Source organism: Solibacillus sp. FSL R5-0691 (assembly GCF_037974225.1).
Taxonomy (GTDB): Bacteria; Bacillota; Bacilli; order Bacillales_A; family Planococcaceae; genus Solibacillus.
In genome coordinates this window covers 1,790,609-1,807,940 of the sequence record NZ_CP150231.1, presented here as the reverse complement: position 1 = coordinate 1,807,940, position 17,332 = coordinate 1,790,609, and the positions used below count along the sequence as shown (strand labels likewise).

The 17,332-nt window shown below is 39.7% G+C and carries 16 protein-coding genes; 11 read left to right on the top strand and 5 right to left on the bottom strand.

Annotated features, from left to right (window positions below):
- Window positions 1–17: 17 nt before the first annotated feature.
- A complete protein-coding gene (locus MKY51_RS08860) occupies window positions 18–449 on the top strand; it encodes a DUF4362 domain-containing protein (RefSeq protein ID WP_339171062.1) in 432 nt (143 codons plus the stop codon).
- A gap of 57 nt (window positions 450–506) precedes the next feature.
- On the opposite strand, the gene MKY51_RS08855 is transcribed toward MKY51_RS08860, so the two are convergent.
- From MKY51_RS08855 to mscL, 3 genes are all read right to left on the bottom strand, one after another.
- Complete coding sequence (locus MKY51_RS08855) at window positions 507–1,670, bottom strand: aminotransferase class I/II-fold pyridoxal phosphate-dependent enzyme (protein WP_339171059.1); 1,164 nt, start codon at window positions 1,668–1,670, stop codon at window positions 507–509.
- Window positions 1,667–2,782: a methionine biosynthesis PLP-dependent protein gene (locus MKY51_RS08850; RefSeq protein WP_339171057.1), complete on the bottom strand. Its 1,116-nt coding sequence runs from the start codon at window positions 2,780–2,782 to the stop codon at window positions 1,667–1,669. The genes MKY51_RS08855 and MKY51_RS08850 overlap by 4 nt, the downstream gene beginning before the upstream one ends.
- 183 nt (window positions 2,783–2,965) lie before the next feature.
- Entirely contained in the window at window positions 2,966–3,358 is a 393-nt protein-coding gene (gene mscL, locus MKY51_RS08845) for a large conductance mechanosensitive channel protein MscL (protein WP_339171055.1), read from the bottom strand.
- A gap of 140 nt (window positions 3,359–3,498) precedes the next feature.
- On the opposite strand from mscL, the gene MKY51_RS08840 reads away from it, so the two are divergent.
- Entirely contained in the window at window positions 3,499–4,179 is a 681-nt protein-coding gene (locus MKY51_RS08840; protein WP_339171053.1) for a lytic transglycosylase domain-containing protein, read from the top strand.
- 62 nt (window positions 4,180–4,241) lie between these two features.
- On the opposite strand, the gene MKY51_RS08835 is transcribed toward MKY51_RS08840, so the two are convergent.
- Both MKY51_RS08835 and MKY51_RS08830 read right to left on the bottom strand, forming a co-directional pair.
- Entirely contained in the window at window positions 4,242–4,502 is a 261-nt protein-coding gene (locus MKY51_RS08835; RefSeq protein ID WP_339171051.1) for a GlsB/YeaQ/YmgE family stress response membrane protein, read from the bottom strand.
- 168 nt (window positions 4,503–4,670) lie between these two features.
- The gene (locus MKY51_RS08830) at window positions 4,671–5,213 is read right to left on the bottom strand and encodes an isochorismatase family cysteine hydrolase (RefSeq protein WP_339171049.1); all 543 of its coding nucleotides are present in this window, start codon (window positions 5,211–5,213) and stop codon (window positions 4,671–4,673) included.
- Window positions 5,214–5,884: 671 nt separating this feature from the next.
- On the opposite strand from MKY51_RS08830, the gene ilvD reads away from it, so the two are divergent.
- From ilvD to MKY51_RS08785, 9 genes are all read left to right on the top strand, one after another.
- Window positions 5,885–7,555, top strand: coding sequence for a dihydroxy-acid dehydratase (ilvD, locus tag MKY51_RS08825; RefSeq protein WP_339171046.1), 1,671 nt, complete (start codon window positions 5,885–5,887; stop codon window positions 7,553–7,555).
- A 458-nt stretch (window positions 7,556–8,013) separates the two neighbouring features.
- On the top strand, window positions 8,014–9,759 hold the full coding sequence (gene ilvB / locus MKY51_RS08820; protein WP_339171043.1) for a biosynthetic-type acetolactate synthase large subunit: 1,746 nt from the start codon (window positions 8,014–8,016) through the stop codon (window positions 9,757–9,759).
- Window positions 9,756–10,271: an acetolactate synthase small subunit gene (gene ilvN, locus MKY51_RS08815; RefSeq protein WP_008403681.1), complete on the top strand. Its 516-nt coding sequence runs from the start codon at window positions 9,756–9,758 to the stop codon at window positions 10,269–10,271. The genes ilvB and ilvN overlap by 4 nt, the downstream gene beginning before the upstream one ends.
- Before the next feature lie 115 nt (window positions 10,272–10,386).
- On the top strand, window positions 10,387–11,400 hold the full coding sequence (gene ilvC, locus MKY51_RS08810) for a ketol-acid reductoisomerase (RefSeq protein WP_079526917.1): 1,014 nt from the start codon (window positions 10,387–10,389) through the stop codon (window positions 11,398–11,400).
- A 1-nt stretch (window position 11,401) separates the two neighbouring features.
- Window positions 11,402–12,946, top strand: a complete 1,545-nt coding sequence (locus MKY51_RS08805) for a 2-isopropylmalate synthase (protein WP_339171034.1) — start codon at window positions 11,402–11,404, stop codon at window positions 12,944–12,946.
- A gap of 125 nt (window positions 12,947–13,071) precedes the next feature.
- Window positions 13,072–14,172 carry a 3-isopropylmalate dehydrogenase gene (leuB, locus tag MKY51_RS08800; protein WP_339171032.1) on the top strand — a complete coding sequence of 367 codons (1,101 nt, stop codon included), beginning with the start codon at window positions 13,072–13,074 and terminating at the stop codon, window positions 14,170–14,172.
- Between the two features lie 65 nt (window positions 14,173–14,237).
- Window positions 14,238–15,647: a 3-isopropylmalate dehydratase large subunit gene (leuC, locus tag MKY51_RS08795; RefSeq protein WP_339171030.1), complete on the top strand. Its 1,410-nt coding sequence runs from the start codon at window positions 14,238–14,240 to the stop codon at window positions 15,645–15,647.
- Between the two features lie 12 nt (window positions 15,648–15,659).
- Window positions 15,660–16,250, top strand: a complete 591-nt coding sequence (gene leuD / locus MKY51_RS08790) for a 3-isopropylmalate dehydratase small subunit (RefSeq protein ID WP_339171028.1) — start codon at window positions 15,660–15,662, stop codon at window positions 16,248–16,250.
- Window positions 16,251–16,372: 122 nt separating this feature from the next.
- Window positions 16,373–16,939 carry an ABC transporter substrate-binding protein gene (locus MKY51_RS08785; RefSeq protein ID WP_339171026.1) on the top strand — a complete coding sequence of 189 codons (567 nt, stop codon included), beginning with the start codon at window positions 16,373–16,375 and terminating at the stop codon, window positions 16,937–16,939.
- Window positions 16,940–17,332 lie beyond the last annotated feature (393 nt).

The window sequence follows — 17,332 nt, the reverse complement described above, 5'->3', positions numbered from 1 at the left end:
TTAAAGAAGGGGATTTCATGAAAAACTTACTCACTTTAGGCATTTTGCTTCTATTGGCTGGATGTCAAGAAAACGTGCAACCTGAAACAATTGAGCAAACGGAAGTTGAAACTGTACGAAATGATCGTGTTATTGACTATAATGGTGAGATTGAAAATTTGGAGTTATTGCATCAATTTTTAAAAGATACAGAAGATAATAAACAATCGTTGTTGGAGCTGACGCGCTATACGATTGAGGGGGCACCTATTTACTGGAGAGTTGAATATCAGGAAGGCCAATATAACATCGAAGTCGATAACCGCGAAGATAATTTTGGAAGTCAAAATATTGAAAATTACCAATGTGGTGAGCTAAACGAAGATGTGACGGGTTCGCTGACTGATTATAATTTTAAATCATGTGAAGGTGGCTACGAAATCAATTTATTATCGGTGACAAGTGATTAAGCGCACAACAAAAGGCCGCCAAAATCCTATTTAAGAGATTAGCGGCCTTTAAACGATTTATTTAATTGTACTGGCGATTTCCAGTGCCTGTGTAAAGTCTTCAATCAGATCATCTTCATTTTCCAATCCGACTGAAAATCTAAGCAAGCCATCAGTAATTCCGCGTTTTGCACGTTCTTCTGGCTCCATCGCGGCATGACTCATTTTGGCAGGGTAAGATAAAATTGATTCAACACCGCCAAGACTAACTGCAAATACCGGAATTTTCATCGCTTCCACAAAAGCTTTCGCAATGTCATAATTCGGCAAACTAAACGATAAAACCGCACCTGCTGAAGTTGACTGTGCTGCATGGATTTCAAACCCAGGGTGAGTAGGGAGTCCAGGATAGTATACGTTTTCAACTAACGGATGTGCATGTAAAAATTGTGCAATGCGCATCGCTACACGTGATTCCTCGTTAAAACGTACAGCCGTTGTTTTCATGTTTTGAATTAATGTGTAGCAATCCTGCACACCAAGTACAGAACCGAATGAGTTTTGAACGAAATAAATTTCATTGCCCAACGTTTCGTCTTTTGTCACAACAAGCCCTGCTACGATATCGGAATGCCCTGATAAAAATTTTGTAGCAGAATGGATTACAACATCAACACCTAATTCAAGCGGTTTTTGATGGAGCGGGGTCATGAACGTATTATCCAAAAACGTGAGCGCACCGTGTTGTTTTGCAATTTCTACTACACCACGAATATCTGTGATTCCTAATGTAGGATTCGAAGGTGTTTCCATATAAATTAATTTTGTTTCCGGACGTACAGCTGCTTTTACTGCTTCAAGATCAGTAAAGTCAACAAATGTATGCGTAATGCCATAGCGCGGCAATATTTTTGTAACGAAACGGTATGTACCACCGTAAACATCTTCGGTAATCACGACATGATCCCCTGCAGATAAAATCATAAAGCAAGCAGATACAGCTGCCATACCTGTGGCAAATGCAAACCCTCGGTCACCGCCTTCAAGTTCGGCAATCGCTTTTTCCAATGCGGCACGTGTCGGATTTCCCGAACGTGCATAATCATATTCCCCAAATTCGTCAATCGATTCCTGATGGAAAGTCGAGGATAAATACATCGGCACATTTACAGCACCTTTTTTATCGGCATAGCCTTCACGGATTGCCCCATGAACTAATGCGGTTTCAATGCGGTTTGTCATGCAAATTCACCTCTTAACGAATCAAAAACTTGTGTTAAGTCAGCGATTAAATCTTCCGCTTCTTCAATACCGACTGAGAAACGAAGTAATCGGTCACAAACGCCTCGTGCAACACGTTCCTCATAAGGCATATCGGCATGTGTTTGAGTAGCAGGGTAAGTAATAAAGCTCTCAACCCCGCCGAGACTTTCTGCAAATGTTATCAGTTTGATCCCTTTTAAAAATGGGTTGACCATTGATGCATCTTTGACACGGAAGGAAAGCATGCCGCCTTTTCCTGTGTACAGTACATCCGTTACAAGAGGTTCATCAGCTAAATATTGCGCGACTTTTTTTGCATTCGCATCGTGTTGCTTTAAACGTAAATGCAATGTTTTCAGTCCGCGAATCAGCAGCCATGAATCCATAGGCGAAAGCACCATTCCAATACCATTGTGATAGTATCCTAACTTCTCACATAATTCAGCTCCTTTGGCAACGACTAGTCCTGCCAAAACATCATTATGTCCGCCAATATACTTTGTAGCACTATGTAAAACAATATGTGCACCTAATTCAAGAGGACGCTGGAAATAAGGAGTGTAGAATGTATTGTCTACAATTAGCAGTAGGTTATGTTTTTCCGCCAGTGCCGCATATGCCACTAAATCAATTTCCTGCATTAACGGATTTGTCGGTGTTTCGATAAACAATGCTTTCGTATTTTCATTGATTAAACTTTCAACTTCTTCAACATTAGTAAATGGATTATAAACCGGTTTAATATTATAGTTTTCCGCAAATGTTTTGAATAGACGATATGTTCCGCCATATAAATCTTCCGGTACGATTAATTCATCGTTCGGTTTAAATAATGACATGACAAGTTGTACTGCCGCCATCCCAGAACTACAGGCAAATCCTGCATCGCCGTTTTCCAGCTCAGCGATGCCTTGTTCGAGAATTGTACGAGTTGGATTTTTTGTACGTGTATAATCATACCCTGTCGATTCACCAATGCCTGTATGCTGATAAGCTGTCGACATATAAATCGGCGGATTGATCGCACCTGTTTTGGCATCACTTAAATTTCCGAGCTGCACTAATTTTGTTTCAATTGAACGTTGTGACATGAATACACTTCCTTACATGAATTTACTAAACATTTCGAATGAATCGAGTATTACATCAATTTAACATGAACAGATCAAAGGGACAATAGGGGAAACGAGTATTAAGTAGAATAGGGGAATAATTGAAATAAAAAAGAAAAAATCCTGGAATACGTTAAACTTGTATCCCAGGATTAGTGATTTTTATTTAGTTTGCTCGTTTTTTAATAAATCACGGATTTCCTTAAGCAGCTCTTCTTTTGCATCCAATTCAGGAGTCGGTGCTTCCGCAACTTGCGCTTCTTTTTTACGGTTTAGTTTTGTCAGTATTCGTAAAGCCATAAAAATGGCAAATGCGATAATGATGAAATCAATAATCGATTGAACGAATACGCCGAGTGCAACCTGTGCTTCACCTGATCCGAACTTCCATTCATTTGTCAGGTCAATTCCGCCAGTAAGCATACCGACAAGCGGCATAATAATATTTTCCACTAATGATGTAACAATTTTACCGAAGGCCGCACCAATAACAACCGCAACCGCTAAATCGATGACATTGCCCTTCATAGCAAATTCTTTAAATTCTTTCCACATATTATTCAACTCCTCTTAACTATAATAAACAATGTCTAATTTTATACATTGATATACAAATTTTCAACAGTGAAAATTACCTGCTTTTTTAGTAGAATGATAGTTAACAACATTATTACGTCTGAAGATTGGTGGCTTATATGGCAAAAAGCAAGAAAAAGAACCCTTTACTCTCCCCGAAAACTAAAATTTTATTAATTATTTTGCTTATCCCCATCACTTTAACGGTTTATATTGTCGCTTATTCCAGCTGGCAGCAATTTCGTGGTTGGCCATTTACCGATAAAACAGTGTATCAGCAAATCCAGGAACAGTTTGATTTGGAAATTCCAATTGAATATATTCCAGTTTACGTTGCAGCCGAACAAAAATATGGTGTGCCTTGGACGCTTTTGGCAGCTCATCATCGCGTCGAAACCCGTTTTTCCACAATGAAAAAACTGATTTCACCGGTTGGAGCAGAAGGTCATTTCCAATTTATGCCCTGTACATTTGTGGGCTGGCAACATCCTTCGTGTAAAGACTTAGGGCAGGGGGACATCCCGGAACATGAAAAAACAAATCCGGCCATAATAAAAAAATATGGCGGGTATGGGGTAGATGCAAACGGAGACGGTGTAGCAGATCCGTTTGATATTGAAGATGCCGTATTCAGTGCAGCCAAATTTTTATCCATTGCCGGTGTAAACGACGGGCAGTTGAAAAAAGCAATTTTTCAATATAATCACAGTGATGATTATGTGGAAGATATTTTATACTACTATAAGCAGTACCGGGACTACGGCAATCAATTGAAGCAAATTGCTCTTGATGAAAAATGAGGAAGACAAATAAAAAAAGTGTGACAACACGTCACACTTTTTGCTCTTTATCCTTGATAGACTTAATTTGTTGCTTTACGCATTGAGCGTAGGATGAAGCTTACAACAAAGATTAAAATGATGGCACCGATTAATGCTGGGAATACATAGAAGTCTGAAACTTTCCAGCCCCAGTTTCCTAAAATCATGCTGCCGATCCAAGAACCGACAATACCTGCAATAATGTTACCGATAATACCACCCGGTACATCCTTACCTAAAATAACACCAGCTAACCAACCTAAAATACCTCCGATAATTAAGAACCAGATGAAACTCATCATACTGTCCAACTCCTTTGTTTAAGATTATTCAATAATAATTGCATCTAGTTATTTATTTCCTTACAGGCAATTCCTTAAACATTTTTTTAGCTGGAAGTTTTTAAGCAAATCCGGAAATTATGGAAGCAAAATTACTTTCTACTATATAGTAATTAGTACGTTTTTAGATTAAACAATTGAAGCACCTAAGCATGATTTAAAATGTCCAAGTGCCCATTCATGTCCAATTTCATTAAAGCTTGCAACGGCTTGTTCAGGAATCGTAATTTTATAGCCTAAATTATAACTATCCACAGCCGTATGCAAAATGCAAATATCCGTACATACACCGACAAGTACAACTTCTTCAACGCCACGTTCCCGAAGTAAAATATCCAGATTTGTTCCTGCAAAAGCACTATACCTTGTTTTATCAAATGAAATAACGCAATCTTTATATGTTTCATATAGCACTTTCACAGAACCATAAAGCTCACGTCCTTTTGTTCCTACAATATTATGGGACGGGAATAATTTAGATTCAGGATGATGTGGATCATTTTCAAAATGTAAATCATTAGCGAATACGATAACATCATTTTGTTCTATAAACTGTTCTATTAATGTACTAATATTTTTTTCTATTGCCTGTCCCGGCTTACCGCAAGTTAATTTACCATCATCTGCTACAAAATCATACGTGTAATCAATTACGATTAATGCTCTTTTCATCTTTAAATCACTCCTTATTCTTTGTAACGTTATTATGCCATGGTTATGGAAAAAATGTGAATCAAATAAATAATTAAATATTCTAAATATTTTGATTTCTAATGTCGTATGTTGTATAGTTAGGTTATCAAATAAATGGGGTGATTAATATGGATATGGCAATAACGAAGAGGCTGAATCGTCAAGGGTTAATTTTTGTAGGAATCCACAGTTTAATCATTTTGAATTTTGCTATTGAATTATTATTGCTCTAATAGATTACGATATTTAACAGAATCTAGCCTGAATAGGCGCTAGGTTCTTTTTTATGTTAGAAAAGTATTGGGTTCAATAAATATGTACAAAAAATTTTAAAAATTCACTTTTTGTAAAAATTGTGACGAAAGAGTAAAAAGGCAACACCAATGAGGATGAAAGCGATTGCAATAATTTCAGACTTTTTGAATTGTATAAAAAATTCAAAAAATAGTGTTGACGTTGGAGTTCATTTCGTACTATGATAACAACAATTTAGTACACCACATCACTCAAGCGACAATTTGATGTGAGCTTACAAGGTGTAATATTCGATCCTTTCTGATCAAAAAATTTCGAATATTCGAAATTAATATGAAAAATCGAACATATAAAAAACAGCAAGAGTAAAAGCATTACGTTGAGGGGCGTTTAAAATGAGAAGTGATATGATTAAAATGGGAGTTGACCGAGCTCCGCACCGTAGTCTTTTATACGCTACAGGTAAAGTTAAGGCTAGAGATTTAGAAAAGCCATTTATCGGTGTATGTAACTCGTATATTGATATTATTCCAGGCCATGTTCATTTGCGAGAATTCGCGGATGTAGTAAAAGAGGCCATTATTGAAGCAGGCGGAATTCCATTCGAATTCAATACAATTGGAGTCGATGACGGAATTGCAATGGGTCATATCGGGATGCGCTATTCATTGCCATCACGTGAAATTATTGCCGATTCGGCTGAAACAGTTATTAACGCACACTGGTTTGACGGAGTGTTCTACATACCAAACTGCGACAAAATTACACCAGGTATGTTAATGGCAGCTGTACGTACCAATGTTCCTTCTGTATTCGTATCAGGAGGCCCAATGGAAGCCGGTACGTCTTCTTCAGGTAAAACATTATCATTAACAAGTGTTTTTGAAGGAGTCGGTGCACATAAAGCTGGTACGATGACGGCTGAAGAACTGCTTGATATCGAGAACAATGCATGTCCAACATGCGGTTCTTGTTCAGGAATGTTCACAGCAAACTCAATGAACTGCTTAATGGAAATGCTCGGCTTAGCATTACCGGGTAACGGTACGATTGTTGCAACAAGTGAAAAACGTAAAGAATTAATTTACGAAGCAGCGAAACATTTAGTTCGTATGATTAAAGAAGATGTTAAACCACGCGACATTGTTACAAAAGAAGCAATTGATGATGCTTTTGCTCTTGATATGGCAATGGGCGGATCTACAAATACAGTGCTTCATACACTGGCAATCGCCAATGAAGCAGAAATCGACTATAACATTGAAGATATTAATAAAGTAGCAGAACGTGTTCCTTACATTGCAAAAATTATGCCGGCATCGGATATTTCGATGGATGACATTGCAAAAGCAGGCGGTGTTCAGGCAATTATTAACGAATTAACAAAAATTCCAGGGGCTATTCACCCTGACAGACCGACAATCGCAGGTGTATCGATGCGAGAGCTTGTAAAAGATTATGAAATTACAAATGATCGTGTCATCCGCACTAAGGATAATCCATATAGTGCTGTAGGCGGACTGTCTGTATTATTCGGAAATATTGCGCCTGAAGGTTCGGTAATTAAAGTAGGAGCAGTTGATCCTTCGATTAAAACGTTCACAGGCGAAGCTATCGTATTTGATTCGCAGGAAGAAGCACAGCAGGCAATTGATGACGGTCGAGTACGAGAAGGACATGTCGTAGTCATTCGATATGAAGGTCCAAAAGGCGGACCGGGCATGCCGGAAATGCTGGCTCCAACTTCTGCAATTCAAGGACGCGGACTAGGAACGAAAGTCGCACTCATTACAGATGGCCGTTTCTCAGGTGCATCACGCGGTATTTCAATCGGCCATATTTCTCCGGAAGCTGCTGAAGGCGGTCCGATTGCATTAGTACAAAATGGCGATACAATCATCATTGATTTGCCAAGCAGAACAATCAATTTACAAGTTTCCGACGAAGTTCTTGCTGAGCGTCGTCAAAACTTAAAACCATTCGAACCTAAAATTAAGCGCGGCTGGTTAGCACGTTACTCTGCATTAGTAACAAATGCTTCCCAGGGCGGCGTAATGAAAATATAATCTGAATACTTTAAAACGTTGATGAGGTTAAAGGATATAGAGTCTTGTATTTACCAGAGAGCCGGTATTGGTGGAAGCCGGCGATACAACTATATCCGACATCCCCTCGGAGTGAGCTATTAAACGCATTCGCCATTAGATAGCTCCGGGCATATTCGAATTGCTCGTTATTAATGAATCGCTCTCTTTGTTTAGTTGCACAAATTTCCTTTAGGAATTTTTGAAATAAAGAGGCTCAAGCGGTTCGCGAGGTAACTAGGTGGATTCTGTTTCTTTACGAAGCATATATTCGTCGATGTTATAAATGAGGGTGGTACCATGAAAAGTCTTTTTCATCCCTACGTAAGAGGTTTTCTTTTGCGTGCGGAGAAAAAGGCTTTTTCTTTTTATCAATTTATAAAAAATGATTAAAAAATGATTTCACATATAAAGTTTTGAAAAAGGAAGGAGAAATTACTATGAGTGCAAACGTTTCAGTAAATCAAGAAATCGAAAAGCCCACAGTTCAACAAGTAACAAAACCGAGAGACGGTGCGGATATTTTAGTGCAGGCACTGCATGAACAGGATGTTGATATTATTTTCGGTTACCCGGGCGGGGCAGTATTACAAATCTATGATGCGCTTTACCGCAATCCGATCCGTCACATACTGACACGCCATGAACAAGGCGCGATCCATGCGGCTGAAGGTTATGCTCGTGTTATGAATAAACCGGGTGTAGTAATTGCAACATCAGGACCGGGAGCGACAAACCTTGTTACAGGTATTGCCGATGCGATGATTGATTCGATTCCATTAGTTATTTTTACAGGGCAGGTTGCAACATCGGTCATCGGTACTGATGCATTCCAGGAAGCGGATATTATGGGGATCACAACACCGATCACAAAACATAACTATCAGGTGCAGGACGTAGCGGATATCCCGCGTATTGTTAAAGAAGCATTCCATATTGCCAATACAGGACGTAAAGGACCGGTTGTCATTGACTTCCCGAAAAATATTTCACAAACAGTGTTCTTGGATGAGATTAAAGCACCGGAAGATATTTATTTGCCGGGTTACCAGCCGACAACAAAACCGAATTACCTCCAAATTCAAAAGGCGATTCAAGCATTGAGTTTAGCTAAAAAACCTTTAGTACTGGCAGGTGCTGGCGTATTATTCGCAGACGCACGTGAACAATTGACAGAATTTATTGAAAAATACAATTTGCCGGTTGTTAATACATTACTTGGTTTAGGCAGCATTCACGGACAGCACAAACAATTCTACGGAATGGCCGGAATGCACGGTTATGCAACGGCAAATGATGCGATTACAAAATGCGACTTATTAATTAATATCGGTGCCCGCTTTGATGACCGACTAACAGGAAATTTAGCGACATTTGCACCGAACGCAACAATCATTCATATCGATATCGATCCTGCAGAAATCGGAAAAAATGTACCGACTGATATCCCGATTGTAGCAGATGCCAAAGAAGCATTATTAGCACTGCTGAAAAAAGACTTCGAAGGCCCGGATACAACAGAATGGGTTCATTACTTAAATGAAAGCCGTGATAAATATCCGCTTTGGTATGAAGATGCAGGAGAAGAAGTATTACCACAGCAAGCAATTGAGATCCTTCATAAATTGACTGACGGTGAAGCGATCATTACGACAGATGTTGGACAGCACCAAATGTGGGCAGCCCAATACTATCACTTAAATAATCCGCATAACTGGGTAACTTCAGGCGGTTTAGGAACGATGGGCTTCGGCTTCCCGGCAGCGATCGGCGCACAGTTTGCAAAACCTGAGAAAAAAGTTATCTCCATTGTTGGGGATGCAGGTTTCCAAATGACAAACCAGGAGCTTGCACTACTAAAAGAATTTAACTTACCAGTAAAAGTAGTAATCCTTAACAACAGCTGTTTAGGAATGGTTCGTCAATGGCAGGAAACATTCTATGAGGAGCGTTATTCACAAAGCCTGATGCCAATTCAGCCGGACTTCGTTAAGCTTGCCGATGCATATGGCATTAAAGGCTACCGCATCGACAATATTTCTGAAGCGGAAGCGATCTTTGATGAAGCGATCAATTCAGATGAACCGGTTGTAATTGACTGCCGCGTAAAACAACTTGTGAGCGTATTCCCAATGGTTGCGCCTGGTAAAGGGTTACATGAAATGATTGGAGTGAAGAAGCCATGAAGCGAGTGCTGACAGTAACAGTAATCAACCAAAGCGGCGTATTGAACCGAGTGACTGGCTTATTAATGAAACGTCAATTCAATATTGAATCGATTACAGTAGGCCATACAGAGCAACCGAATTTTTCGAAAATGACGTTCATCGTCCATGTGGAAGATGAAAATAAAATCGAACAATTAATCAAGCAGCTTTCAAAGCAAATTGATGTATTAAAAGTAAACGATATTACAGAAAAGGCGATCGTTCTTCGTGAGCTGGCTCTTATAAAAGTCGTATCTCCGCCGAACTTGCGTCTGGAGATGAATGCAATCGTAGAACCATTCCGTCCGCAAGTTGTCGATACTTCAAAAAATGTAGTGACATATGAAGTTGTTGGACACCCGGAAAAAATTGATGCCTTTATCGAATTACTTCGTCCATATGGCATTAAAGAATTAACACGTACAGGTGCAACAGCAGCTATCCGTGAAGCACAAAAAATCGAAAGCCCGCAATTATCGATTTTAAAATAAGCAATAAAAGAATCAACAAAAGCAATACAACATTGGTTTTAAACAGGGTGGAGGATGTCATCTGAAGCCCGAATTACAAAATAAAAAAACATTCACTTAATTGGAGGAAATGAAAATGTCAAAAATGTATTATGAAAACGAAATTAACGAGCAAGTATTACAAGGGAAAAAAATCGCGATCATCGGTTATGGTTCACAAGGCCATGCTCATGCGCTTAACTTAAAAGAATCAGGTTTTGATGTAGTAGTTGGTATCCGTCCAGGTAAATCATATGATGCAGCTAAAGAAGATGGCGTAGAAGTAAAATCAGTAGCAGAAGCTGCTGCAGAAGCGGATGTAATCCAAATCTTACTTCCTGATGAGCGTCAAAAAGCAGTATACGAAGCTGAAATCGCACCACATTTAACACCAGGTAAAGCATTAATGTTCGCACACGGTTTCAACGTACACTTCGGTCAAATTCAACCACCGGCAGATGTTGACGTATTCCTAGTAGCTCCAAAAGGACCAGGACACTTAGTACGTCGTCAATTCACTGAAGGTGCAGGCGTACCAGGATTATTCGCAATCCACCAAGATGCAACAGGTCAAGCTCGCGATTTAGCTCTTGCATACGGTAAAGGTATCGGTTCTGCACGCGGTGGATTACTTGAAACTACATTTGCTGAAGAAACTGTTACTGACCTATTCGGTGAGCAAGCAGTACTTTGCGGTGGTACAACTGAACTTGTTAAAGCAGGTTTCGAAACATTAGTTGAAGCAGGTTACCAACCAGAATTAGCTTACTTTGAAACATTACATGAACTTAAATTAATCGTTGACTTAATGTTTGAAGGCGGTATGGCGACAATGCGCTACTCAATTTCTGATACAGCAGAGTGGGGCGATTACGTTTCAGGTCCACGCATTATCGACGCATCAGTAAAAGCGCGTATGAAAGACGTATTAACAGATATCCAAGACGGTACATTTGCAAAACGCTGGATCGCTGAAAACGAAAACGGTCGTCCTGAATATACAAAATTCAAAGAAGCTGGCGCAAACCACCAAATCGAAGAAGTTGGCGAAAAATTACGTGCTATGATGCCATTCATCAACCAAGGAAAACAAAAGGTAACAGTGAAATAATATGAGAAAAATTGACATTTTTGATACAACATTGCGCGACGGAGAACAATCTGCTGGTATTAACTTAAATACAGCAGAGAAAGTAGAAATCGCAAAACAACTAGAGCGTTTAGGTGTCACAATTATTGAGGCAGGATTTCCTGCCTCATCTCCAGGTGACTTGGAGGCCGTATCGTTAATCGCAAAAACGGTGAAGAATTCAATCGTCACAGGTTTAGCACGTGCTGTGAAGAGCGATATCGATGCAGTTTGGGAAGCAATTCGCCATGCGGAGCAGCCACATGTTCATACATTTATCGCAACGAGCCCGATTCATATGGAATATAAGCTTAAGAAAAATCCAGACGAAGTAATTGAGCAGGCTGTTACTGCGGTCAAGTATGCTAAGGAAAAATTCTCACTTGTAGAATTTTCTGCAGAAGATGGTTTCCGTTCTGATAAAGAATTTCTAGTTCGTATTTGCCAGGAAGTTATTAAAGCTGGTGCGACAACGATTAATATTCCAGATACAGTTGGTTATGCAACACCGGAAGAATACGGCGCTTTATTCCGTTATTTACGTGAAAACGTGATCGGTGCAGAAAAAATTAAATTCTCTGCCCACTGTCATGACGATTTAGGAATGGCGGTTGCAAACTCATTGGCTGCCATCGAGAACGGTGCAGACCAAGTAGAGTGTACGATTAATGGTCTAGGTGAACGTGCAGGAAATGCCGCATTAGAAGAAATCGGTGTTGCCCTACATATTCGTAAAGACTTCTACGGTGTGGAAACAGGCTTAAACTTAAAAGAAATTAAACGTACATCACAGATGGTAAGCCGTTTAACTAATGTAGTCATTCAACCGAACAAAGCGGTTGTCGGTAAAAATGCATTCGCACATGAATCTGGTATTCACCAGGATGGTGTACTGAAAAATCCTGAAACATATGAAATCATCTCACCGGCACTGATCGGTGAAGACGATATTCCATTAGTTTTAGGAAAACATTCAGGCCGCGCAGCATTCCGTGATCGGGCTGAAACAATGGGCTTCCAGCTGTCGGATGAAAAACTGAACAAAGCTTTCGCTGAGTTCAAAAAATTGGCGGATCGCAAGAAAGAAGTAACAGAAGAAGATTTAACAACGATTTTAACTGAGCAGCAAGTTTCAATAGAAGATGTTCCATTATTTGAACTGAAATCGGTTCAAGTTCAATATGGTACAGAAAATATTCCAACTGCTACTGCATCCGTTATGACTCCAGAAGGCGAATTGAAAACAATTGCCTCTACAGGATCAGGTTCAGTCGAAGCGATCTTTAATACACTAGAACAGCTTGTTGGCGGTAAAGTCAATATTTTGGACTACCGAGTACAATCAGTCGGTAAAGGACGCGATGCACTTGGAGAAGCGGTCATTAATCTAAAATATAACGGCTATACATCCACAGGACGTGATTCAGCGCAAGACGTGCTTGAAGCAAGTGCAAAAGCGTATTTAAATGCAGTGAACAGACAATTGATCCAACAGCAAGTACGCGATAAACAGACAATTTCGGTTTAGTAGATTCATAAAGTTGTTCTCAAAAAGGAAACAACGAGCAAAGCTCATTAAGGAAAATAGCGTCATCATAATCGGTGGCGCTTCTACATCAAGTTACTTCACGTAGAAAGAAAGGTGTTTTACAAATGGAAAAGAAAATTACAGTACTACCAGGTGACGGCATTGGTCCAGAAGTTGTTGCAAGTGCAGTAAAAGTATTACAAGTAATCGGGAAACGTTTTAACCATACATTTCATTTAAATTATGCGGCAATCGGCGGAGCTGCAATTGACCAGTACAATAATCCATTACCGGAAGAAACAATTGCAATGTGCGAAGCAAGTGATGCCATTTTATTAGGTGCAGTAGGTGGTCCTAAATGGGATAATAATCCGCCAGCATTGCGTCCGGAAAAAGGTTTATTAAAAATCCGCAAGCACTTTGATTTATTTGCAAATTTACGTCCTGTGAAAGCATTCCCAAGTTTACTTGCATCTTCTCCATTAAAGCGTGAAGTTGCGGAGAATGTAGACTTAATGATCGTCCGTGAATTAACAGGAGGGCTATACTTCGGAGAGCCACGTAAAAAAACAGATGCAGGTGCTATTGATACATGTGTGTATTCTCGTGAAGAAATCGAACGTATTGTTGAAAATGCATTCGAATTAGCGCGTTTACGTCGTGGAAAACTTTGTTCAGTAGATAAAGCAAATGTACTGGATACATCCCGTTTATGGCGTGAGATTGTAGAAGAAAAGAAAAAGCAGTACCCAGATGTAGAAACAGAACACAACTTAGTTGACTCAGTGGCAATGAAACTGATTACGAATCCGGGTCATTATGATGTCATCGTGACAGAAAACCTATTCGGCGACATTTTAAGTGATGAAGCTTCTGTTATTACGGGTTCACTTGGTGTATTACCTTCTGCATCTATTCGCGGCGATAATTTTGGACTTTATGAGCCTGTACATGGTTCAGCTCCTGAAATTGCTGGTCAAGGTGTTGCGAATCCGGCAGCAACAATTCTTTCAGTGGCAATGATGCTTCAATATTCATTCGGCTTAAAAGATGAAGCAGCTGAAATCGAACGCGCCGTTGCAGCCGTGTTCGAAGATGGCTACTATACAGCCGATTTAGCTCAGGAACATAAACGTACATTATCAACAGATGAATGGACAGAAAAAGTGATAAACGAAATCGATGCAAGCTTTGTATCTGACAGCATTATGATTTCATATAACTAATTTCGAGAAAAAAGTTGATAGCTTTGGATATCAACACTATATATGGTTAAGGAACGGTGAGAACTATGGGGAAAAATATTATTGAAAAAGTGTGGGAACAGCATGTCGTACATCGTGAAGAAGGAAAGCCTGACTTACTTTATATCGATCTGCATTTAATTCATGAAGTAACAAGTCCTCAAGCATTCGAGGGACTACGCCTGGCAGGACGGAAAGTGCGTCGTACAGATCTATCGTTCGCAACAATGGATCATAACGTACCAACTAAAAACCTGCCGACGATTAATGACCCGATCGCAAAAAAACAAATTATGACACTTGCTGAAAATGCCAAAGAATTCGGTATCGAATTAGCGGATATCGGTCATCCGGATCAAGGGATTGTTCACGTTATCGGACCGGAATTAGGTCTTACTCAACCTGGTAAAACAATTGTTTGCGGTGATTCACATACAGCTACTCACGGGGCATTCGGTGCAATCGCATTCGGAATCGGTACTTCGGAAGTGGAGCATGTACTTTCAACTCAAACATTATGGCAATTAAAGCCGCCAACAATGGAAATCCGTGTTAATGGTGAACTTGGTGTTGGTGTAACAGCAAAAGATATCATTTTAGCGATTATTGCTAAATGGGGAATCGGTGTCGGTACAGGACATATTGTCGAATACACAGGTGAAGCAATCCGTAAGCTTTCAATGGAAGAACGTATGACAATCTGCAATATGTCGATCGAAGCGGGAGCAAAAGCTGGCCTGATTTCACCGGATGAAACAACGGTTGAATTTTTACGCGGCCGCCGTCACGTTCCTCAAGGAGAAAAATTTGAGGAAGCGGCAAAATATTGGTTAAGTCTTGCTTCCGATCCGGATGCAACATATGACATTGTTCTAGAAATCGATGCACAGGAAATTGAACCGATTGTAACATGGGGAACAAATCCAGCTATGGGTGTCGGTGTTTCAAAAACAGTTCCTACTGCTGCTGATTATGACAATGAAACAGATAAATCCGCGTTAAACAAAGCACTGAAATATATGGATTTACAAGAAGGGCAAAAAATTACCGATATTGAAATCCAGCATGTATTTATCGGATCTTGTACGAACTCCCGTATTAATGACTTACGTGCAGCAGCTGAAATTGTAAAAGGCGAAAAGCTTGCACCGGGAGTGAAAGGGATTGTAGTTCCTGGTTCCTGGTCGACAAAACGCCAGGCAGAAGAAGAAGGTCTACATCACATTTTCCTTGATGCCGGCTTTGAATGGCGCGAATCAGGCTGTTCTGCTTGCTTAGGGATGAATGAAGATGTAATTCCGGCGGGTGAGCGTTGTGCTTCAACATCTAACCGTAACTTTGAAGGACGTCAAGGTGCAGGTGCACGCACACATCTTGTATCACCAGCGATGGCAGCAGCTGCTGCCATTCACGGCCGTTTTGTCGATGTTCGTAAGCTACAAAAGCAGGAAGCATAAGGAGAGATCAGCATGAAACCGATTAATATTGTAAAAAGTATATATGCACCACTTGACCGTAAAAATGTCGATACAGACCAGATCATTTCAAAAGAATTCTTAAAGCGTATCGAACGTACAGGATTCGGACAATTCGTATTTTACCACTGGCGGTTTGATGAAAACGGCAATCCGATTGAAGATTTCGTATTAAATAAACCAGAATATAAAAATGCAGAAATTTTAGTTGCTCAAGATAACTTTGGCTGTGGTTCTTCACGTGAACACGCACCATGGGCAATTCTTGACTATGGATTCCGAGTTGTCATCGCACCGAGCTTTGCGGATATATTCCACAATAACTGTTTCAAAAATGGTATTTTACCGATTAAATTAACGGAAAACGAATGTGACGAACTTTTAGAAAAAGGTTTAGCAGAAGCACAGGCAATTGAAGTAAATTTAGAACAGCAAACAGTTACGACAGGTTACGGCAAAACGTATTCATTTGACATCGATCCATACTATAAACAAATGTTACTGAATGGATGGGATGAAATTTCTCTTACATTCCAGTATGAAGAGCAAATCGCTGCATACGAAAAAAACCGCGTAGCATACTAATCTAAAAGCCTCTTACTTCGGGTTCACCCATAGTAAGAGGCTTTGTCTTATTTTACCGGTTGTTGTGCCAATTTTCCGGTGCTATAATTTTTTTCATTGTTTGAAGTATCGGGAGTGTAACAATGAAAAATCTATGGATATGGATAGGCATAATAGTTATTATAGGATTGATTATTAGCTACTGGATGTTTATCGTTGGGGCAGTTGTCTTATATTATGCGGGTAAGAAACTAATAAAATTTTTAAAAGCAAAAAAGAAACAAAAATTTCTTGAAGCAGAACATCTGAAAATGAAAGAAAATCAGTCAACGATTGAGTACAAAATGGAAAGACTGCTTACTTTGTCGAATAATACAGATCCGAATGGTTTTATGCGTCAGCTATATAAAAATAAGCAACAGCTGGATTTAAGGGATTACTGGTATAAATATTTAGATTTGCGAGCAAAGCTTTTATTAAACGATACGCCAACTTATCGTGAAGAAGAAGTTCTTCATATTATGTGCGATGAACTGCTGATCCGAATGGATAACTTGGAAATTGAAGTAACAGATGCGGTGAAAACAGAATTCATTGAAGAAAATTTAACACCATTACTGAGGGATATTGTAGAAATCATGGAAGATATCAGCCCAGTGAAAACGATAAATATGGATGCATACCGCTTATTAAAAGCGAGTAACCATTAAACCACCAAAGAGGCAGGGACATAAGTAGAATTATTGTTAAATAATAGGAAAGCCTTTATTAAGAAACGGATATATTGCAAAATTGATTGGAATGCAGGGCGAGTGTAGCTGACGGCTACGCCTTTCGCTACAAGCAAAGCTTCCTGCGGGAATAGCGTGACGCCTGAGACTAGGAACAAAAGCTAAAAACGCCACGTCCTGTGGCAACGCTTTTGTGACCAACGTCGTGTTGGCCTCACGCCCGCGGAAAGCGTCCCGGAATGGAAATCAATTTTTAAGGCTCAGCAAAAAAACGTTATTTTTCTCTTAGAAAAATAGCGTTTTTGGGTTATGTCCCGGCCTCTTTTTCTTAACTAAAACTAACCATTCTGGAATAGTATTGCTCAGATTGGG